This window comes from Halioglobus maricola (assembly GCF_009388985.1).
Classification (GTDB): Bacteria; Pseudomonadota; Gammaproteobacteria; order Pseudomonadales; family Halieaceae; genus Halioglobus; species Halioglobus maricola.
In genome coordinates, this window is record NZ_CP036422.1 from 930,774 (window position 1) to 950,795 (window position 20,022).

The 20,022-nt window shown below is 57.1% G+C and carries 16 protein-coding genes; 9 read left to right on the forward strand and 7 right to left on the reverse strand.

Annotated features, from left to right (window positions below; all coding sequences use genetic code 11):
- The first annotated feature begins 11 nt into the window (after positions 1–11).
- The 4 genes from EY643_RS04150 to EY643_RS04165 all read left to right on the forward strand — a co-directional run bounded on the left by EY643_RS04150 (position 12) and on the right by EY643_RS04165 (position 6,420).
- On the forward strand, positions 12–2,153 hold the full coding sequence (locus EY643_RS04150) for a cation:dicarboxylate symporter family transporter (protein ID WP_152661000.1): 2,142 nt from the start codon (positions 12–14) through the stop codon (positions 2,151–2,153).
- Between the two features lie 77 nt (positions 2,154–2,230).
- The gene (locus EY643_RS04155; protein WP_152661001.1) at positions 2,231–4,111 is read left to right on the forward strand and encodes a metallophosphoesterase; all 1,881 of its coding nucleotides are present in this window, start codon (positions 2,231–2,233) and stop codon (positions 4,109–4,111) included.
- An 85-nt stretch (positions 4,112–4,196) separates the two neighbouring features.
- Positions 4,197–5,456, forward strand: a complete 1,260-nt coding sequence (locus EY643_RS04160; RefSeq protein WP_152661002.1) for an NTP/NDP exchange transporter — start codon at positions 4,197–4,199, stop codon at positions 5,454–5,456.
- Positions 5,449–6,420: a quinone oxidoreductase family protein gene (locus EY643_RS04165; protein WP_152661003.1), complete on the forward strand. Its 972-nt coding sequence runs from the start codon at positions 5,449–5,451 to the stop codon at positions 6,418–6,420. The genes EY643_RS04160 and EY643_RS04165 overlap by 8 nt, the downstream gene beginning before the upstream one ends.
- Here the strand turns inward: EY643_RS04165 and cysK are convergent, their stop codons facing one another.
- From cysK to EY643_RS04185, 4 genes are all read right to left on the reverse strand, one after another.
- The gene (gene cysK, locus EY643_RS04170) at positions 6,421–7,401 is read right to left on the reverse strand and encodes a cysteine synthase A (RefSeq protein ID WP_152661004.1); all 981 of its coding nucleotides are present in this window, start codon (positions 7,399–7,401) and stop codon (positions 6,421–6,423) included.
- 293 nt (positions 7,402–7,694) lie between these two features.
- Entirely contained in the window at positions 7,695–9,137 is a 1,443-nt protein-coding gene (locus EY643_RS04175; protein ID WP_152661005.1) for a right-handed parallel beta-helix repeat-containing protein, read from the reverse strand.
- A gap of 59 nt (positions 9,138–9,196) precedes the next feature.
- Positions 9,197–9,679: a TlpA family protein disulfide reductase gene (locus EY643_RS04180; RefSeq protein WP_152661006.1), complete on the reverse strand. Its 483-nt coding sequence runs from the start codon at positions 9,677–9,679 to the stop codon at positions 9,197–9,199.
- On the reverse strand, positions 9,676–10,905 hold the full coding sequence (locus EY643_RS04185; RefSeq protein ID WP_152661007.1) for a YihY family inner membrane protein: 1,230 nt from the start codon (positions 10,903–10,905) through the stop codon (positions 9,676–9,678). Before EY643_RS04185 ends, EY643_RS04180 begins: the two co-directional genes overlap by 4 nt.
- A gap of 86 nt (positions 10,906–10,991) precedes the next feature.
- Here EY643_RS04185 and arsC point away from each other — a divergent pair, with 86 nt between their 5' ends.
- The 5 genes from arsC to EY643_RS04210 are packed head-to-tail and all read left to right on the forward strand — an operon-like array spanning position 10,992 to position 14,520.
- Positions 10,992–11,342 (forward strand): arsenate reductase (glutaredoxin), encoded by a 351-nt coding sequence (arsC, locus tag EY643_RS04190; protein ID WP_152661008.1) that lies wholly within the window; start codon positions 10,992–10,994, stop codon positions 11,340–11,342.
- Positions 11,342–11,941: an NAD(P)H:quinone oxidoreductase gene (wrbA, locus tag EY643_RS04195; protein ID WP_152661009.1), complete on the forward strand. Its 600-nt coding sequence runs from the start codon at positions 11,342–11,344 to the stop codon at positions 11,939–11,941. Before arsC ends, wrbA begins: the two co-directional genes overlap by 1 nt.
- Positions 11,938–12,309, forward strand: a complete 372-nt coding sequence (locus EY643_RS04200; protein WP_152661010.1) for a DUF2069 domain-containing protein — start codon at positions 11,938–11,940, stop codon at positions 12,307–12,309. Before wrbA ends, EY643_RS04200 begins: the two co-directional genes overlap by 4 nt.
- 3 nt (positions 12,310–12,312) lie before the next feature.
- The gene (sppA, locus tag EY643_RS04205; RefSeq protein WP_152661011.1) at positions 12,313–14,160 is read left to right on the forward strand and encodes a signal peptide peptidase SppA; all 1,848 of its coding nucleotides are present in this window, start codon (positions 12,313–12,315) and stop codon (positions 14,158–14,160) included.
- A gap of 3 nt (positions 14,161–14,163) precedes the next feature.
- Positions 14,164–14,520: a diacylglycerol kinase family protein gene (locus EY643_RS04210; protein ID WP_152661012.1), complete on the forward strand. Its 357-nt coding sequence runs from the start codon at positions 14,164–14,166 to the stop codon at positions 14,518–14,520.
- Here the strand turns inward: EY643_RS04210 and EY643_RS04215 are convergent.
- The 3 genes from EY643_RS04215 to EY643_RS04225 all read right to left on the reverse strand — a co-directional run bounded on the left by EY643_RS04215 (position 14,517) and on the right by EY643_RS04225 (position 19,912).
- Positions 14,517–17,657 carry an efflux RND transporter permease subunit gene (locus EY643_RS04215; RefSeq protein WP_152661013.1) on the reverse strand — a complete coding sequence of 1,047 codons (3,141 nt, stop codon included), beginning with the start codon at positions 17,655–17,657 and terminating at the stop codon, positions 14,517–14,519. The genes EY643_RS04210 and EY643_RS04215 overlap by 4 nt on opposite strands.
- Entirely contained in the window at positions 17,654–18,958 is a 1,305-nt protein-coding gene (locus EY643_RS04220; protein WP_152661014.1) for an efflux RND transporter periplasmic adaptor subunit, read from the reverse strand. The genes EY643_RS04215 and EY643_RS04220 overlap by 4 nt, the downstream gene beginning before the upstream one ends.
- Positions 18,959–19,096: 138 nt before the next feature.
- A complete protein-coding gene (locus tag EY643_RS04225; RefSeq protein WP_152661015.1) occupies positions 19,097–19,912 on the reverse strand; it encodes a mechanosensitive ion channel family protein in 816 nt (271 codons plus the stop codon).
- Positions 19,913–20,022 lie beyond the last annotated feature (110 nt).

The following is a 20,022-nucleotide window of genomic DNA, read 5'->3' on the forward strand; positions in this document are numbered from 1 at the left end:
ACAGCGCAGCTATGACACTGTCTGGAAGAATACTGATCGGCCTGCTGGCTGGCGTCGCAACGGGCCTTTTCTTCGGTGAAATGGTGGCGTGGATGAAAGTCGTCGGTGACGTCTTCGTCCAGTTACTGCAAATCACTGTATTGCCCTACATTATTGCATCCCTGATCTCTGGTATCGGCCACATGAGTATGGCCCACGCTCGCAATCTTGCCTGGCGCGGTGTAGTGGTGTTGCTGTTCATCTGGGCGATGGCTCTTACCCTGATCTTCTGCGCCGCCCTGGCCTTCCCGGATATCGACACGGCCTCTTTCTTCGGTAGTGCCGCACCTCTGTTTGTAGAGGAGGTCAACTTATTGGAGCTGTATCTACCCGCCAACATCTTTTATTCCCTGACCAATAATCTGGTCCCGGCTGTGGTGCTGTTCAGTATTCTGGTGGGGGTGTCGCTCATCACCATCGATGAGAAACAGGAAATTCTCAAGTTTTTTGACAGCATTGCGGCCGCCATGGCGCGTATCAATCAGCTGGTGGTGCAGCTAACGCCCTTCGGTATCTTTGCCATCGCTGCTGCAGCGGCCGGCACCATGACCATCGATGAGGTAGGCCGTGTGCAGGTCTATCTGGTGACGTATATTGCCCTGGCCCTGTTGATTACTTTCTGGATTTTCCCAGGACTGATCTCCGCCATGAGCGGTATCCCGTTCAAAGATGTATTCAATACCTTCCGCGATCCGCTGGTTACGGCTTTCGCCACGGGCAATCAGTTTGTGGTGTTGCCGCAGATCGCCGAGAACTGTAAAGCGCTGCTCAAACGCCACGGCGCAGACAGTGAGGACGCCCAGTCGGCCGTCGATATCCTGGTGCCGGTGTCGTTCAATTTCCCCTCCCTGGGCAAGCTGCTGGTGCTGTTGTTCGTGCTGTTCTCGGCGTGGTTTACCGATGTGGACCTGGCTTTTGGGGACAGGGTGTCGTTGGCATTTGGTGGGCTGCTGAGCCTGTTCGGGAGTATCAATGTCGCCGTCCCCTATATGCTGAACTCGCTCAAGATTCCCGCCGATATGTTCCAGCTGTTCCTGGTGACGGGTATTGTGGTTGGGCGTTTTGGCGCGATGCTGGCGGCCCTGCACATCATTGTGCTGTCTGTTATCGGCAGCCTGGCGCTGGTGGGCAGGCTCAAGGTGTCCGCGCAGTCCATGGTGCGCTACCTCGTTATTTCGGCGCTCGCCATGGTGGTCATGATCGCCGGGTTGAGAGTCTACTTTGAGGTATTTGTGCCGCCCCCGGCGCCGCGCGATGAGGTGCTGGCCAACGTATCGCTATCCAATGAGTGGCTGCCCTTCACGGTGAGCACTGAAGTGCCGGAGCGAGACGTGACCCGGATGGAGGGGGCCAGACTGGACCATATCTTTGAAACGGGTGTGTTGCAGGTGGGCTATCGTCCTGACAATCTGCCCTGCAGCTTTATTACCCCTGCCGGCAAACTGGTCGGCTTTGATGTTGAGATGGCGCAATATCTGGCGATCGACCTGGGGGTGGAGCTGGAATTTGTGCCCTTCGAATTTGATGAGCTCAAGCCGATGCTGGATTCGGGCCAGATCGACGTGGCGATGTCGTGTATCGCCAGCCTGCCAGACCGGTTCACTATGGCCAGTTTTTCGCGTGCCTACCTCGAGTTGCGGTTGGCGTTTGTGGCACTGGACCACCAGCGGCACATCTTCGACGACCTGGAGGCTTTGCGCAGCCAGCCAGAGCTGCGAGTGGCCCTGATTCATTCCAATTATCATGAAGAGCGGCTCAAACACCTCATCCCCAATGCAGAGTTCGTCAGGCTAGAGTCGGCCGAGGCATTTTTCACCGACGACACGCACGGCGCCGATGCGCTGGTGCTCACGGTAGAAGAAGGCAGCGCCTACGCCTATCGCTATCCCCGTTTTACGGTGATTGAGCCGCCGGCCAAGGTGGGCTATCCCGCGGCCTACGCTGTACCCAAGGGCGATATTGAAACCATCGAATTCCTCAACAACTGGGTCGAGCTCAAGCGCATGGAGGGCACAACGGACGCCATGTACAACTACTGGATGCTTGGCGGGGCCGCTGAATCGCGCCAGCCGCGCTGGTCAATTGTCCGCGATGTCCTCGGCTGGATAGACTGAACCGGCGCAGCACGTGCTAAATCCTCGATTTGGCACTACACTTTTAGTCGAATCAATGACTGGATTGGATCGCACAAATGCCCGCCCGATTGCTCTGTGTTCTGCTTGCCTTATGTTTCGCCCTGACCGCGCGCGCTGCCGACTATGAAGTTCGCACCGATGCTCGCGTGGTGGCCTTTGCCGATGTCCACGGCGCCTTTGACGACTGGGTAACCCTGCTTCAGGAAGTCGATGTTATCGACGATCAATTGAACTGGAGCGGCGGCAATACGCACTTGGTGTCTGTCGGTGACCTGATAGACCGGGGGCCGGGCTCCCGCGATGTGGTCGAATTGCTGATGAAACTGGAGGGCCAGGCCAGGCAAGCTGGTGGCGCGGTGCATATGGCGCTGGGGAACCACGAGGTCATGGTGCTTACCGGTAACCTCTCTTATGTGTCCAAAGCCGAATTCTCCGCGTTTGCTGCAGACGAGACCGCCGCCGAGCGCGACGCGCTGTTCGCCGAATACCAGAAATACTCGCCGGGCGCGACCCGGGCTGATTTTGACAAGGCTGTTGCGCCCGGCTTTATCGGCCTGCGCAAGGCCTACGCCACCAGTGGCGAGTTGGGTGCCTGGCTCTCCAAACGGCCATTTGCGGTTAAGGTCAATGACAAGCTCTATATGCATGGCGGTATCTCCTCGACGATTACCGATATGAATCTGAAGGAGTTGAACCAAAAGCTACAGGGCGAGCTTCAGGGTTATCTGGCCGCGGTGGAATCACTGGACGCGGCCGGCCAGTTGCCCAGCTATGTCGGTCGGCAGGATCGGCTCAATTTCCTGAACGCGCGGGTGGAAGACTTTGCAGCCGCCAACCCGCGGTCAAAGCCAGATTGGTTCAAGGATGTACAGTTGGTCTTCGCAGCTCAGGAGTATCTGCTATTCGATCCGTTTAATGCGCCTACATGGTACCGCGGTACCAGTCGCTGCCATCCGCTGTCAGAATCTTTCAACACTGAAAAATTCCTCAAGAAATCCGGCGCGAAGCAACTTGTTGTGGGCCACGATCCCAGCCGGGGTACCGCCATATCCCGTATGGATGGCCTGGTCATTCGCCTCGATACGGGTATGTTGCGCTCTGTATACAAGGGGCGCGCAGCGGCGTTTATTTCCAATGATGGTCCGGACTATATTCACTATCTTGGAGCCACCGAACGCACCGAGGCGGCCGTAGAGAACACCAGCCTGTCGCGCCGTCTCTCGGGTATGGAAGATGCGGAGTTGGAAGCATTTATGCGCACCGCGCCCGCGTCCAATGTGGAAGATATTGGCACCGGCGTCACCAACCCCTGGCGGGTGACCCAGACCCAGGGCGACTTCAGCAATGATGCAGTGTTCAAGTATGAAGACACGAATCCCGGTATGCAGGACGCCAAGAAATACATCAGCCGACGTTACAACGACAGCGATCGCTATCAATACGATGTCGCCGCCTACAAACTCGATCGTATGCTGGGCATGGAGATGGTGCCCACGGCAGTGATCTCTGAAGTCCGGGATCGTGAGGGTGCTCTGTCCGATTGGGTCACCGGCGCGATCAACGAGCGCGACCGTCTGGAACAGGATTTGCCTTTCGAGAGCTACTGCAAGCAGTGGGAGCAATACCGGATGCGGTTTGTGTTCGATATCCTCACCCACAATACCGATCGCAATCTCACTAATATCCTGTGGGACAAGAAGTCCTTTATGTTGCGCTTTATCGATCACAGCCTGGCATTTCGTACCTCTGATCGTCGGCCCAAGCAATATGCCAAGGTAGATTTGGAAGTGTCTGACCTGCTCATGTCCCGGCTACAGAGCCTGAATATGGAAAATCTGACTGCAGAACTGCGCCCCTACCTGCACCCTCGCCAGATCGAGGCCATTCTTGAGCGACGCGACCGCATCCTGAAGGAGGCTGAGCGCTCTGGCGACTGAGTCCAAAGACGGCGGGGGTTGGCTCCGCCGCACACTGTTTCTCGGTGTAGAACTTCGTCCTGGGGAAACCCGGGGTGTCGTGGCCATGTTCGCCACGTTGTTCCTGATTCTGTTCACCGCCTATCTGTTGAAGCCTGCTCGGGAAATGTTGATTCTCACCGAAGGCACGGCTGAGATTCGCAGTTACGCCGTGGCCCTGCAGGCGTTGCTGCTGCTCTTCTTTATTCCTATATACGGTAAGTTTTCCCGGCGTTACGACAGCTACCGCTATATGCGGATTGTCAGTATGGTTTGCGTTGCCACCTTGCTTGCCTTCGCCGCGGCGGGCTCGCTGGGATTGCCCATTTCTGTGCCTTATTTTGTCTGGCTGGGTGCCTACAGTGTGCTCATCATCGCCCAGTTCTGGGCCTTTGCCTCGGAGCTTTACAGCCGGGAGGCAGGGGAGCGGCTGTTCGTCATAGTGGCCCTGGGAGCGTCTGTTGGAGCGTGGGTAGGCTCTGCGGTATCCCGGGAGCTGGTTATTTATATGAATGCCTACGGTTTGATGATCGCGGGCGCCATCACCCTCGCGCTGGCTGCCGTGCCAGCTCAGTGGGCGACCTTGTCGGTGCCGGAGGATTCGCGCGGCGAAGGCCGTGGTGACGAGGCGACTCACACCTCTGTGTTCGCCGGCTTCCAGTTGGTACTCAGCCGACGCTACCTGATGCTGATGGCAGCATTTGTCATTGTACTCAATCTGGTAAATACCACCGGCGAGTACCTGCTCTCCGCGATTCTCGAACAGATGTATGCTGCCGGCAGTGCCGATGGCAGCATTGATCTGGACAAGGGAACCTATGTGGGGCGTTTTTACGGTGGCTTTTATTTCACTGTGAATTTGCTCGGTGTGCTTATTCAGTATTTCGCGGTGTCGCGCTTAATCCGTGTTGGCGGTTTCAGTTTTGCATTTCTGTTGACCCCGATAGTGATCTTTCTTGGCTATGCATCGCTGGCCCTGTTGCCGATTATCGGCTGGTTCCGGTACTTCAAAATCGCGGAGAACAGCCTCGATTACTCGCTCCAAAATACGGCCCGGCAGATGCTCTACCTGCCGCTGTCGCGACAGGAAAAATACGAGGCGCGAGCGGTTATCGACCCCTTCGGTCAGCGCCTGGGGGATATGTTCCAGGCGGCTATTATTTTCGCCGGCTTGCACCTGTTGGGTTGGGGGGCTACCGATTTTATTCCCGCTGCCGCGGTGATGGCCGGCGTTGCGCTGTTGCTTGCGGTGTTGATTGTGCGCGAGCGCGCACGGATACTTGCAGCGCAGAAAAACATGCACCCTCAGGAAGAAAGTCATGGTTAGTCGTGTCAGCATCACCGAGAACGGTGGCCCGGAAGTAATGCAACTGATTGAGGAGGCTCTGGAAGCGCCGGGGCCGGGGATGGTCACCGTACGCAACCACGCCATTGGCCTCAATTTTATCGACACCTATCACCGTAGTGGCCTGTATCCGGTGCCGTTACCCACAGGCCTGGGCGGTGAAGCTGCGGGTGTGGTGGAGGCGGTGGGCGAAGGGGCCGAGTTCACTGTGGGCGACCGGGTCGCCTATTGCTCGGCCGGCCTTGGGTCCTACGCAGAGGCAGTAAACCTGCCGGCTGAGCGGCTTGTGGCCTTGCCCGATGATATAGATTTCGAAACGGCGGCGGCCTGCCTGCTCAAGGGCCAGACCACGGAGTACCTGATTCAGCGCACTTACCCGCTGCAGTCCGGTGAACAGTGCCTGTTTCACGCCGCAGCCGGTGGCGTTGGTTTGTTGTTCGGCCAGTGGTCTGCAGCGATCGGGGTGGAGGCGATAGGTACCGTTGGCTCAGACGAAAAGGCTGAGCTTGCCCGTGCTCACGGCTACGCCCATGTCATTAATTACCGCACCGAGAACGTTGTCGAGCGGGTGATGGAGATCACCGGCGGCGCCATGCTGCCAGTGGTTTACGATGGTGTAGGCGCCGATACGTTTGCTATGTCACTGGACTGTCTGCGCCCGCGAGGGTTGATGGTGAGCTTTGGCAACGCCTCTGGCTCCCCAGCGCCGCTGGACATACAAACGTTAACTGCCAAAGGCTCGCTGTACCTGACGCGCCCCAGCTTGCTGGCCTATACCGCCTCAAGCGCAGATCTGCGTCAGTCCAGTGAAGATTTGTTTGCGCGTATCAAGGCGGGAGACATCAAGGTGGAGATCAACCAGCGTTACGCGCTTGCCGATGTGCAGCAAGCGCATATTGATCTGGAGGGGCGCAAGACCACAGGATCTACGATCCTGCTGCCCTGATCAGCTGATTGTGGCCTGCACCGTCTCGTTGTCGGAGAAGCTGCCTTCGAACAGGGGTGAGGTCAGGTAGCGCTCGCCGGAGTCGGGCAAGATTGCCACGATGGTCTTGCCTGCGTTTTCTGGCCGTTGTGCGAGCCGGTCCGCGACAACCATGGCTGCTCCGCAGGAAACGCCAGCGAGAATGCCTTCTTCTTGCATCAGCCGGTGCGCCATCGCCATGGCATCTTCGCTGGTCACCTGTTCGACGCCATCCACCATGGTCAGATCCAGGTTAGGAGGGACAAATCCGGCACCGATCCCCTGGATCTTATGGGGCGCGTGGGTTGGTTCTTCCCCCGCCAGGGTGGCAGTAATCATGGTGCTTGTGTCTGGTTCCACGGCGATGGTCGTAATGGCTTTGCCGCAGGTGTTTTTGATGTAGCGGGAAATGCCTGTGAGCGTGCCACCGGTGCCTACGCCAGATACCAGGATATCGATCGCGCCGTCGGTGTCATTCCAGATTTCTGGCCCGGTAGTCGCCTCGTGGATAGCGGGATTGGCAGGGTTCTCGAACTGGTGCGGCCCCCAGTATTTGTCTGGGTCTGAGGCGATAATATCTTCGGCCGCCTGCATCGCCGCGGCGATGCCCTTGGTGGCGTCAGTCAGGCGTATTTCCGCCCCTAGCGCCTTCATCAGCATGCGCCGCTCAAGGCTAAAAGAGTTTGGCATGGTGAGAATGCAGCCGTAGCCCTTGGCAGCAGCGACAAAGGCGAGGGCGATACCGGTGTTGCCGCTGGTGGGCTCAACGATGGTCATACCCGGTTTCAGGCTGCCATCTTTCTCGGCCTGGGCGACCATAGCTGTGCCAATTCGGCACTTCACCGACATGGCCGGGTTGCGGCTCTCCAGCTTGCCATAGATTGTGCCTGAGCTGATGTTATTGATCTTGACCAGGGGAGTGCCGCCGATGGTCTCCGAATTGTCGTTGAAAATTTTGCTCATCATACTGTCCTTGTTGATCAGGGCCCGGCCGGGCGAATGAGGAAAAGCCTAGTACTCTCGCGGGTTTCTGTCCATTTATTGACGCGTTTTGGGCCGTTTGAAAAAAGTTGGAAATTTTTTTGAACTAAGGCAAATGGGGCCGGTCATATTTACCAGTTGCAACGCGTACCTGAGACTCCTGCGCTGCTAACTTACTGGACTCGTCCAGGTTTCATATCCCTCTGTTTTGAGATGAAGAGTGTGTTGCGGCCAGCCGGAAGGATGGCCGCTTTTTTTTGCGCGTTTTTTTTGCTTTAGCGTGAGCGTCTAACAGCGAAACCAAGCAGTCCGATCAGTACCAGTAAGAGAGGGGCGGGCACGGTGGGTACCGGCACGCTAAGGCTGACTCGGGTAGCGCTGAAGGGGGCAAAGTTGATGGTGCCAACGGAGTCGTCGATCACATTGGTCGCATCGGCGACCGCATCGCCTGTGCCAGCAGGGTTATTCGTCGGATGAGTGGGGCCGCTACGCGCACCCCAGAAGTTGCCGATGGCGTTGACGACCATCGTGGGATCGGCGTCGTCGTAAATCATCAAGCCCGCTGTGGTGTTGCCGACAAAGTTAGTGATTTCAATATTGATATCACCGTTTGCGATGTTCCCGTCGATGCGAATACCGATGCCGTTGTTGCTCACATCGACTTCGGAGATGGTGACATCGCCGAGAATTTGATCTTCATCAGGATCGCCTCCACTCGTGGTCCAGCCGTCAATTTCAATCCCTTTGCCGGAACTGTGCCCACTGGCAACCACGTTGGTAATGCTCAGGCTGCTGTATGCGTCCACTTCAATGCCGCTGTCGCCCTCTGCTTCGGTGTCATTGTCCTGAAAGGTGGAGTCGCTGATTACAACGATCGAGGCATCTTCCAGATCAAGTCCATCGCTTTCGTTTCCATTGGCTGTGATATCAGTCAGGGTTGCGGTGCCGTTCGCCGCGCGCAAACGAATGCCGTCACCCCCATTGCCGTTTGCGTTAATGCTGTGCAGGGTGGGGTTGACCTGCATGGTGGTCTGCACCTGCTCATCCCTACCGATAAAAATTCCCGTACTGCTATTGTTATTGGCAGTAGAGTCCATCAGCGTGAAAGTGTGCTGGTTTCCATCGACTTCGGGGTCGATCTCGAAATTGAGACCTCGGTCCGCGTTATTGTTCGCGGTCAGTCGAGTCGCTGTCAGAGAGGCCCCATTGCCTATAAAGTCGATGTCTATGCCGCTTTCACCTGTGTTGTTGGCAACGAGGTCGGCCAGATTGACATTTCCCTGTACGGACATGAGTAGGCCAGCCGCGCTTGGGCTGACAAAGTTAATACCATAGACGCTGAGAGTGCCCACCAGAGTCGTGCCCATTCCCATTGCGGCGCCTGCGTCGGGCGAGGACAGGGTAACTGTGCCAACAGCCGGAGAGCCACCCGCGTTCAGGGCTTGAAAGCTGATAGTCCCAGGAGAGCTTCCATTCATAGTGCCCAGATCCAGCGACTCGCTGTAATTGCCCGGGAAAATGCGAATATCCGCCGGAATCGTAGCGGCGTCCACAGCGGCTTGAACTGTCGTGGTGCAGGGAGAGTTACCGCCGCAGCCCCCGCCGCTGCCATCAACGTAGCGAGTATCCGCCGCTGCCGTATGGCTTATGACTGCCAGGGAGAAGGCTGTGAGAAATGCCAGAGGCAGTCGGCCTGCCTGTATTTTTCTATAAGTCACTAAGGTCACCTTGTTGCTTCTTATTTGTATTCTTGTCGTTGCTTTGTCGGTACTACTGTTCAGCGCGGCAGGCTATTCTCCTGCGTGGATTCAGGCTCTTCGACCGGGATGCTCACCTGCCCGGTTGCCATGGCCAACGATTCCAGTGTCTGTGGCCCCACCAGGCTATGTACCAGTTTGCCGTCTGGGTTGAGGATGAAGGTCGCAGGCAGGACTACCGGGCGCTCTACTTGCAGCGTATCGGCCGGGTCCAGTGCCAGAATCGGGAATTCAATGCCGAGCTTTTTCACCTGTTGCGCCAGCGGCACGCCGGTTGCTCCGTCGAAGTTGACGCCCAGGACCGCGACCTGAGGATAGCTGGCATCCAGTACGTTGAGCTCCGGTATCTCTTCGATGCAGGGTTTGCACCACTCTGCCCAGTAGTTGATTACTAGCCAGCGCCCCTGGTAGTTCTCGAGGTTTAGCCCTTCCGGGGCAGAGGAATCTCCGTTGCTGCAAGCGACCAGCAGGGCTGTCAGGAGTAGGGTGGCTAATTTTTTCACTGTTCGTAAAGCTCCACGAGGCTCATATGCATCAGTTCTTGTTGTTGCGTACGCTGGCCGCGCAGCAGTTGGTAGGCGTTTTCCTGCCAGTTCAAATGCGCGCTGATATCTTCCCGTTCCAGCGGCTGTTCTTCATTCACCCAGGCTTTGAGTTGCCAGAAAGGAAGGCTGTGCAAGTCTCGCGCCAGCAGATAGTTACCGCGGTCGTTCTGGGTGATGACCCGGTGTTCAATAAAGATGTCACGCAGGGCGCGCCAGGTGACGCTATCCAGCCCCTTGGTGACGCGATGGCTGCTGTTGAGCAGTTCGATCTCACGCACGCTCTCACCGGCCTGTTGCTTGGTCCAGAACAGGTACAGGACATCCAACGCCTTGAGGACATTGGGACGGCTGGCCTGTTCTGCATTCTGGTAAGCCGAAAGGCTGTGAACCAGAATCCCGCCCATCAGTACGATATTCCAGGACAAATATATCCAGAGCAGGAACAGGGGCACCGCGGCGAAGGCACCGTAGATGAAGGTGTAGCTTGAGCCAACGACCAGGTCGGTGAATACCGTGCGCGCGCCATGAAATGCCAAGGCAGTCACCACGCCACCGACGATCGTGTGCTTGAAAGGCACGCGGCAGTTGGGCACAGCAATGTAGAGCAGGGTAAACGCTGCGCTGCTGAGCAGAATGGGTGAGATTTTCAGCAGAAACGCTTTGGCGCCGAAGATGTCGTAGTCGTCGAGCATGTGTGAGAACGACGAGAGGTAGGTGCTGATGCCCAGCGCGAGGCCCAGCGCTACAGGCGCAAGGCTCAGTACGGCCCAGTACAGCAGAAAACTGGAGACCGCGCTGCGGTTTTCGCGGGCGCGCCAGATCAGGTTGAAAGCCTTCTCGATGTTGCGCAGCATCAGTACGGCAGTGATCACCAGGAAAATGATGCCGGGGCCTGTCAGATTCTTGGCCTGGCGAGAAAAATCGCTGAGATAGCTCTCTACATCGGAACTGGTATCGGGCATCAGGTGCTGAAACAGGAATTCCTGCATTTGCTCTTCCAGGCCCTGGAACGTGGGAATGGCGGAGGCCATTGTGTAGAGCACGGTCAGCAAAGGTACCATGGCAAACAGGCTCATATAGGTGAGCGCTGCGGCGTTTTCGGAACAGCGGTCCTCGCGAAAGCGCGAGAATAGATAGCATGCTCGCCGCCACGCTCCGCGCATCTTGTCCTGATAATGTTCCATTGCTTTATTATGCCTGATTGATGGCCCCGCGGCTAAACCCCTTTGGTATACTGCGGCGCTGTATCAATGTACCGCTGGAGCCCCTGATGAGTCAGTTCACCCTCTACCACAACCCCCGCTGTTCCAAGTCGCGTAGCACTCTGGCGCTGCTGCAAGAGCACGGTATTGAGCCTGAAATCGTGCTCTATCTGGAGACTTGCCCGGGAGAGGGCGAGATTCGCGAACTGCTCGGTAAGCTCGGTATTACCGCAGCCCAGCTGGTGCGCAGGGGAGAAGATGCCTATAGGGGAAATGGTCTGGGCAAAGATTCCAGCGATGATGACATTGTCGCCGCCATGGCTGGCCACCCTAAACTGATCGAGCGCCCGATTGTCGTCCGGGGTGATCGCGCCGTGTTGGGTCGCCCTCCTGAAAACGTATTGGATTTGATCAGCTGATGTCACAGCCATTTATTCTGGTGCTCTACTATTCCCGTCAGGGCGCCACTGCCGAGATGGCGCAGCAAGTCGCGCGTGGAATTGAAAAAGTGAGCGGCATCAGTGCTCGCTTGCGGACGGTGCCGGCGATCTCAGCCAATACCGAACAGACGGAAGATGATATTCCTGAATCGGGGCCATTGTATTGCGAGCAGGAGGACTTGCGCGACTGCGCAGGTCTAGTGCTTGGCAGCCCCACGCGCTTTGGCAATATGGCCGCGCCGCTCAAGTACTTTGTCGACCAGACGTCCAGCCTGTGGTTGTCCGGTGCCATGATCGACAAGCCTGCAGCGGTGTTCACATCTACCTCGAGTATGCACGGTGGTCAGGAATCGACATTGCTCAGCATGATGTTGCCTCTCCTTCACCACGGTATGGTTATCGCGGGTTTACCCTACAGCGAAAGTGGGCTTATGAGCGCCACGTCTGGCGGTACACCATACGGAGCCTCACACTGGGCGGGGCCGCAAAATAATCTTGCTCTGGATGACAATGAGGCCGCTCTTTGCCGGGCCCTGGGTTCGCGGGTGGCACGACTGGCAGTAGGAGAGAAAGTATGAAGACAAAGGCCGACTACGCGCGGGTGATCGTCTGGGTGAGCCTCGTCGTACTATTTATGGTGCAGGTGGCTGAAGTCTGGAACAGTGCGGCGCCATGGATTGTGTGGATCGCTTTTCTCGTGCCGCTGCTGATTTTTGTGCCGGGTATGCGCCAGGATAACCTGCGCAGCTATATCTGGCTCTGTTTTGTCCTGTTGCTCTATTTTATGCGTCTGGTCGTTGCGTTGTTTGCAGACCCTTCGAATCCAGTGGCCATCGTGGGTATGGTCGCGGTAGTCACGCTGTTTGTGACGGCTATGATGTATGTGCGCTGGCGCGCGGGAGAGCTTAAAGGTGCCGCTGCCAAAGCATCGGGTCACGGAGATTAATCTATGAGTAAACCCTCGTTGTTACGCCGCTTTTTTGGCGGTATCTGGAAGACACTTACCTGGATACGTTTGGGATTGGCCAATGTGCTGTTCCTGGCCATGCTGGCGGTCATCTACTTCGTATATTTCGGTGGCACTCCAGAGCCGCTGCCGCAGAAAGCGGCCCTGCTATTCAATCCTGTCGGCAGTATCGTCGACCAGAAACAACCGGTGGATCCGCTCTTTGCGCTCTCTGGTGAGCAGAGCCCGGAGGATCGCGAGGTCCTGCTGCAGGATGTTATCGATTCGATTGAGGCAGCTGCAGGCGATCCTGCTATCAATTCAATGGTGATGGAACTGGGGGGGCTCCGGGGGGTGGGAATATCGCGCAGTGGCGAGATAGGCACTGCGCTGGAAGCGTTCAAGGCCACGGGTAAGCCAGTGGCAGCCTATGCGGATTTCTATACCCAGAATCAATACCTGCTGGCCAGCTATGCCGACGAAATTATCGCCCACCCTATGGGCGGTGTCGCTCTGGAAGGGTTTGGCAGCTACCACAACTACTACCTCGAGGCGCTTGAGAAGCTTGCGGTCAATATGCATGTGTTCCGCCGCGGCAAGTATAAGTCGGCAGTTGAGCCCTATCTTCGCAACGATATGTCACCGCCGGAGAAAGAGGTCAATCGAGCCTGGCTGGACGACCTCTGGGGTCGTTATACAGCGCAGGTGGAGGAGCGCCGTGAACTTGAAACCGGCGCCGTGAACGCGTTCATCAACGGCATGACGGACAGGATGGTCGCCGGCAACGGTGACTCGGCGAGCGATGCGCTGGATGCCGGTCTGGTCGATCAATTGCTGGCGCGCTCTGCTGTAAACAACTGGCTCGCTGAGATGGTGGGAGCTACCGATGAAGACGGTTATTTTGAGTCGGTGGGCTTCGAGTACTACCTCTCGCGCAAGGGCCCCGTCAGTGATGACGGTGAAGTGGAAGGGCGCGTAGCGGTCATTACCGCTCAGGGCAATATCCTGCCCGGTGAGCAGCCTCCAGGGACCATAGGCAGTGACAGCCTGGCGTGGCTAATCAGCGATACTGTCTCGAGCGGTGATGCCGATGCGATTGTGCTGCGCATCAGCTCCGGCGGCGGCAGCATGTTCGCCTCAGAGATCATCCGCGAACGTGTTCTGGAAGCGCGTGCCAAAGGGATTCCTGTGGTGGTATCGATGGGCGCCGTGGCGGCGTCGGGCGGTTATTATATCGCCGCTAATGCGGATGAGATTTGGGCGACCCCCACCACTATCACCGGCAGTATCGGTGTTATCGCAGCGTTCCCCACGCTGGAGGGCACACTCGCGAAACTCGGCATACATACCGATGGTGTCGGGACTACAGACCTGGCCGGTTCCCTGCGATTGGATCGCACTCCCAGCCCCGAGTTGAAGGCGTCGGTGGACGCGGGAGTAGGGTACGCCTATGACAGTTTCCTGGAGGTTGTCGCCGAGGGCCGTAGCATGAGCCTGGAAGAGACGCGGGAAGTGGCGGAGGGGCGTGTCTGGAGCGCTGACGCCGCGTTGGCGAACGGCCTTGTGGATTATCTCGGTAGCCTGGACGATGCGATCGCATCCGCGGCGGCTATTGCCGAGCTGGGTGTCTACGAAATTGAGTATGTAAAACCACATCTGTCACCCCAGGAATTATTCTGGCAGCAGCTCAGCGAGCGGGTTGAACTCCCTGCAGTCATAAGCCAGAGCGGAACGGTTGCAGCTTTGCAGAGCTTGACCCGACCGGTATTGCAGGCCGTGAGCGAGGTGTACTCACTACAGGACCCCCGCAATATGTTCTACAAGTGCCTAGACTGCTCGGTCGTGGAGTAACGCTTGTCCTGGCTGGCGCAGCGCATAGAGAGTTTTGGCCATGCCATTCGCGGTGTGCGGACTCTCCTGCTGGAAGAGCACCACGCCCAGTTGCATTTGCTCGCTACACTGATCGCGCTTACGGCTGGTGGGTTGCTGGGTATTAGTCGTGCAGACTGGCAGGTGCTGATACTCACCATTGCCATGGTGTGGCTGGCTGAGGGCTTGAACACCGCGCTGGAGCATCTCTGTGACGCAGCCGTGCCAGAGCATCATTCCCTGATCGGTAAAGCCAAGGATGTCGCCGCTGGTAGCGTCCTGATTACCGCAGGCTTCGCCGTGGTGATGGGCGCTCTGATCTTCCTTCCCTATATCTTCTAGGCGGGTTCCGCTGGGGGCGAAGGCTCTTCACTGACGCCAAACAACTTGCCGAGATCATCCAGAACCATATAGAGGCTGGGCACCAGCAACAAGGTGATCACTGTCGCGAATACAATACCTACCGCGAGCGAGATCGCCATGGGGATCATGAACTGGGCCTGGGCGCTTTTCTCCAGCAGCATCGGGAACAGGCCGAGGAAGGTGGTCATCGAGGTGAGCATGATCGCACGGAAACGGCGACACCCGGCATCGATGATTGCCTTGTACTTGTCAGTGCCAGCGGCCACTTTCTTGTTTACATAGTCCACCAGAATCAAGCTGTCATTAACTACCACTCCCGAGAGTGCGATGATGCCCATCAGCGACATCATGCTAAGCGCGTGGCCAAAGAACCAGTGGCCGACGATAGCGCCGATCATGCCAAAGGGAATCACGCCCATGATGATCAGGGGTTGCAGGTACGATTTGGTCGGGATTGCGAGCAGGGCATAGATACCGAACATGGAGAGGGCGAAGCCGATCATCATGCTCATGACCATCTTCCTTTCCTCATCCGCCATGCCTGATTTCTCCCAGGTGAGCCCCGGATATTTCAATGCGAGTTCAGGCAATACTTTTTTCTCAATATCGGCCATGACCTTGGCGGGTTCAACGATGGAAATGTCGGCTTCCGCGGTGACCTCAGCTGCGCGCCGGAAGTCGATGCGAGTAGACTTGAGCAGGCCTTTTTTCACCTGCAGGCGTGCAACGGTCTCGAAGGGGATTTCATCACCCGCTGGTGTGCGGATGTACATATTGTTGAGGCTGGCCACGGTCTCGCGATCGGTCAGTGGGTAGCGCACCATGACCTTGATTTCGTCGATGCCACGTTGGATGCGCTGTGCCTCTGCGCCATAGAAGGCATGGCGGACCTGGGAGCCCAGCTCGTAGCGCGATAGCCCCAGCGCCTCTCCTTCAGGCAGCAGTTCAATATGGAATTCGTCGCGCGTGTCCGATGCGCCATTTCGGATATCACTGAGACCATCGTAGTGGCGCAGCTTTTCCACCAGTTCTTCAGATGCCTGCCGAAGGGCGTTGAAGTCTGCGTGCTTGAGGTCGAAGGAAATGTCTGGACCGAAGCTCGGTCCATCGGAAGATTCGAAGCCCAGAACCTCTACGCCATGTATGTGCCCAACCTCACTGCGAAGGCGATTGATAATATCTTCGTTGGCCAGCTTGCGGGTGTCTTGCTTGGTGAGTTCGATATCGATCCTGCCCTCGATGTCGTTGAACGCAAAGGCACTTACGTGGGCCACCAGGCCATTTTCAGTGTCGTTCTTGTTCTGATAGTCGCGGTCGATCTGGTCGAGCGTTGTGACGATGCTGGTCACAGTCTCTACGGTGCGTTCCTCTGGCGTGCCTTCGCTCATGCGGAGTTCGATCTGAACAAATTCGCCCGGTGTGTGTGGCGAGATCACGACGCGCACAACGCCGCCGATAATCAGGCCGATACTCAGAATGAACACGGCAAGGAAGCTCGCCAACGTAATATAGCGATTTGCCACGCAGCGTTGCACGGCAGGGCGATAGCGGTTTTCGACAAAATTGCGCAGCCGGTCGTTGATGCCTTCCTGAATATGGTCGATGGATAGCAGGAGCTTGTTTCGCGTCGGCTTGCTGTGCGCCAGGTGGGCGGGCAGGATCCATTTGGATTCTATCAGGGAGAAGGTCAGACAGAGGATGACCACCCAGCCCATGGCGGCGGGCATGGGCGCAAATACCCCCTGTACAAATAGGGTAGGCGCAAAGGCCACGATGGTCGTCAGCACGCCAAAGGTGGCCGGCGTGGCTACCCGGTGAACGCCGTTGATCACATTGTCCACACTGTGACCTTTTTCCTCGGTCTCGGAGTAGGCACTCTCCCCCATGATGATGGCATCATCCACCACGATACCCAGTACCAGAATAAACCCGAACAGACTGATCATGTTGAGGCTTGCATCGATATAGGGTGTGTTGAGTATTCCCATTGCACCCAGGAAGCATACGGGGATACCGATCATTACCCAGAATGCCAGCTTGATCTCCAGGAACAGCGCCAGCGTGATAAACACCAGTAGCGCACCAATGGCCAGGTTCTTCACCATCATTCCGAGGCGCTGCTTCAGGTAATAAGTAACGTCGCCCCAAACGTCCAGGGTCACGCCTTCGGGCAGGGTCGCCCTTCGCTGCTCCACATAGGCTCGGGCGGCGTCCGCAGTTTCGATAATATCCTGCTGGCCCATGGAGAATACGTTGATACCCAGGGAGTACTGGCCGTCGAACGAGGCATAGCCGGAACCGTCGACAAATCCGTCGCGAACTGTGGCGATATCGCCGAGTAACAGGCGCGTGCCGTCTGGCCACGTCTTCAACACAATGTCTTCAAAGTCTTGCTGGACATAGGCCTGGCCGAGTGTCCGCAGCATGATGTCGCCGTTTCGTGTCTGCACTGAACCCGAGGGTAAATCCAGTGATGACGCTGAGATCGTGTTGGCCACATCGGCGAGAGAGATGTGGTACTCACGCAACAGTTGCTCAGAGATCTCTACCGAAATTTCATAGTCTCTGGCGCCTACGATGGCAGCGGATGAGACTTCAGGATAGGTCAGAAGATCGCGGCGTATCTCGTCGGCTAGCGCCTTCATGCTGCGCTCGTCCAGAGCGCCTGAAATCTGCAGGGTGACAGCGGCGAACAACAGATCCGGTTGCACCAACACGGGTTCTTCTGCATCTTCCGGGAACGTTGTAATGCCGTCGATGCGGTTCTGAATATCGTTGTAGAGACGGCCGATAGGGACACCGTCCTGCGGCTCGATGATGATTCGTCCCAGGGATTCGTAGGAGTCAGACTCTACGCGTTTGATGCCGTCGAGGTCGTTGATGGCTTCCTCGACCTTCATCACCACCCCTTGTTCCACCTCTTCAGGCGCTGCACCAGGGTAGGGGAGGTTGACGAAAATGACTTCGAAGTTGAAAGCGGGGAAAATCGCACGCTGTAAGGTAAAAGCGCTGCCTATACCCACGGCGATGATGATCAGCATCAGCAGGTTGGCGGCAACAGGGTTGCGCGCGAACCAGGCAATGATGCCTGTGTGGGACTGCGTGTTTTCGTTCATTCTTCCAGCGCCGCAGTAACAGGGTCGACTGGGGCGTCAGCTGCATCGAAGGCGGGCTCTTCTGAGACCAGCTCTTCGACGGGTGTTTCCGCCTCAAGCGCCGGGCTACCGGAGTCATGCATTAGATCGCTCGGCGTGCTCGACTCGACCTTGACCTGGGTGCCAATGAGGGACGCATCCAGAACAGTGAGTGAAACCTGTTCGCCCTCGTCCAGTCCCGCGCTGACATAGATAACATCACCGCCTGTGCGCAGTACGTCTACTTTGCGATTGCGCAGAATGTTGTCTTCGTCGACAACCCATAAATGATTGCCAGCCCGCAGGATGTAGCGGGGCAGGGCTACGATGTCGTCGAATTCCCGGCCGCTGATGTCGGCGTTGACAAAGGTGCCCAGGCGCAAGGGTTCACGTTCATCGGTCGCTAGCGCATAGGGATCGTTGATCCGGGCCACGGTGTAGAGCGCGCGTGAGCGCTCGTCAAATACACCCTCAGTGCGGTGGAGTGTGGCCGGCCAGTGTTTCACTTCCCCGGCTACATCAGTGTACAGGTCTATGGAGGCTCCCCCGGCATAGCCCTCGACCCCTGGCAGGACAAGGTAGTCCAGTTTGCTCTGGGGAATGGGCAGGCGCACTTCAGCCTGATTTACCGAAAAAACGGAGGCGAGTCTGGTTCCAGCGCCGACGAACTGGCCCAGCTCGCTATCTTTGCTGCGGATAATGGCGTTATAGGGTGCTTTGATGATCGTGCGTTCAAGCCGATCGCGCGCGGTGTTCAGGTCTGCCATGGCGGCAAGCAACTGGGCTTCAGCTAACTCCAGTTGCGGTTTACGCAGGTAGAGATCTTTCGCTTCCTGACTGCGCTGGGCGTTGGTGGGAAGTTTCTGCCATTCGCGCAGGGCGACCTCTGTACGGCCCTTCTCCTGGGCGAGGTTGCTCTCGGCAGACTCCACTGAGGCCTGGGCGCGGAGCAATTCGGTCTGGTAATCGCGAGGGTCTATGCGCAGCAGCACTTCCCCTTCAGCGATAAAGCCACCCACCAGGAAGTGGTCGGCGGTCTCGATGATGCGTCCGGAGACTTCTGCAATCAGGGCTGTTTCGCGCAGAGGCGTGACTGTTCCCTGAGCCTGTACGTGTACCTGGATGGTTTCTTTGACAGCAACCGCCACGTCCACTGTAACGGGGCGGTATTCAGGCTCTGCCATCTTGGCTGGGGGCTTACTCAGGAACAGAAGCCCTGCCACGCTGGCAGCACCGACGAGCAGGAGAGCTGAGATGGTAGTTTGTTTCTTGATTGAGGCCACGGTTCGGTCCGGCTAAAACAGGCATGTTTTATACCACAGCCGACCTGAACACACTGTGAAAAACTTGTAATTTCCGCGGCTTACGGGGGCCAGGCGCAAGAGAGCGGGTGCGGTTCAAACCGCACCCGGGGCCTGCTGTCAGTCGCTGCTGCTTGCCTGGTCCATGTGGACGTCCATCTGGGGGTAGGGGATGCTGATGCCGGCCTCGTCGAACTTGAGTTTCACGGCCTCAGTGGTGTCCCACAGTACGCCCCAGTAGTCGGCGGCGTTTACCCAGGGGCGGACGAGGAAATTGACGCTGGAGTCGGCGAGTTCACCCAACGCCACCACTGGCGCTGGCTCAGCCAGCACGCGCTCATCGGCGGCGAGAATGCTCTCGAGAATTTCCTTGGCTTTTTTGATGTCGTCGTCATAGCCAATGCCAAAAACCATATCAACCCGGCGGGTTGGGCGAGCGGAGTAGTTGATGATGTTGTTGCCGAGCACTGCACCATTGGGAACGATCACTTCCTTGTTGTCTGGTGTGGTCAGGGTGGTAGTGAAAATGCTGATGGCGTCTACGGAGCCCGAAGTACCGGCGACTTCAACGAAATGACCTTTGGTGAACGGGCGGAAAATGATCAACATCACGCCGGAAGCGAAGTTTGAAAGTGAAGACTGGAGCGACAGGCCGATAGCCAGGCCGGCGGCACCGAGAAGCGCGACCAGTGATGTTGTGTCAATTCCGAGCTGGCTGAGGGCGGCTATCACCACGAAAAGCAGCAGCACCCAACGCAGGATCGAACTCAGGAACTTGACCAGAATGTCATCCATTTCCCGGCCGGTCATGAATTTCGCGGCCACCGACACCACGCTGGAAACGACCATACGACCGACGATAAAGATGGCGAGGGCAAGCGCAATCTTGATGCCCCAGGGAAGTACGTAAACGTCCCAGAGTGTGTTGATATCCATTAATGTTTTCCTCAAGAAATTGGTTGAAAAAGGTTTATCTAACTATAGACGAGGCTCTATTCTTTGCAATGTCCGGTCGGTGGTGAATCTGTTTAAACCGGTGAGCTGAG

Bases quoted from the DNA above. Each gene is read 5' to 3' on its own strand.
- cysK (WP_152661004.1), bottom strand. From the start codon at position 7,401: ATGAGCAAAATTTTCAACGACAATTCGGAGACCATCGGCGGCACTCCC.
- EY643_RS04215 (WP_152661013.1), bottom strand. From the start codon at position 17,657: ATGAACGAAAACACGCAGTCCCACACAGGCATCATTGCCTGGTTCGCG.
- EY643_RS04185 (WP_152661007.1), bottom strand. From the start codon at position 10,905: ATGGAACATTATCAGGACAAGATGCGCGGAGCGTGGCGGCGAGCATGC.
- sppA (WP_152661011.1), top strand. From the start codon at position 12,313: ATGAGTAAACCCTCGTTGTTACGCCGCTTTTTTGGCGGTATCTGGAAG.
- EY643_RS04225 (WP_152661015.1), bottom strand. From the start codon at position 19,912: ATGGATATCAACACACTCTGGGACGTTTACGTACTTCCCTGGGGCATC.
- EY643_RS04160 (WP_152661002.1), top strand. From the start codon at position 4,197: ATGTTCGCCACGTTGTTCCTGATTCTGTTCACCGCCTATCTGTTGAAG.
- EY643_RS04165 (WP_152661003.1), top strand. From the start codon at position 5,449: ATGGTTAGTCGTGTCAGCATCACCGAGAACGGTGGCCCGGAAGTAATG.
- EY643_RS04155 (WP_152661001.1), top strand. From the start codon at position 2,231: ATGCCCGCCCGATTGCTCTGTGTTCTGCTTGCCTTATGTTTCGCCCTG.
- wrbA (WP_152661009.1), top strand. From the start codon at position 11,342: ATGTCACAGCCATTTATTCTGGTGCTCTACTATTCCCGTCAGGGCGCC.
- EY643_RS04200 (WP_152661010.1), top strand. From the start codon at position 11,938: ATGAAGACAAAGGCCGACTACGCGCGGGTGATCGTCTGGGTGAGCCTC.
- EY643_RS04150 (WP_152661000.1), top strand. From the start codon at position 12: ATGACACTGTCTGGAAGAATACTGATCGGCCTGCTGGCTGGCGTCGCA.
- arsC (WP_152661008.1), top strand. From the start codon at position 10,992: ATGAGTCAGTTCACCCTCTACCACAACCCCCGCTGTTCCAAGTCGCGT.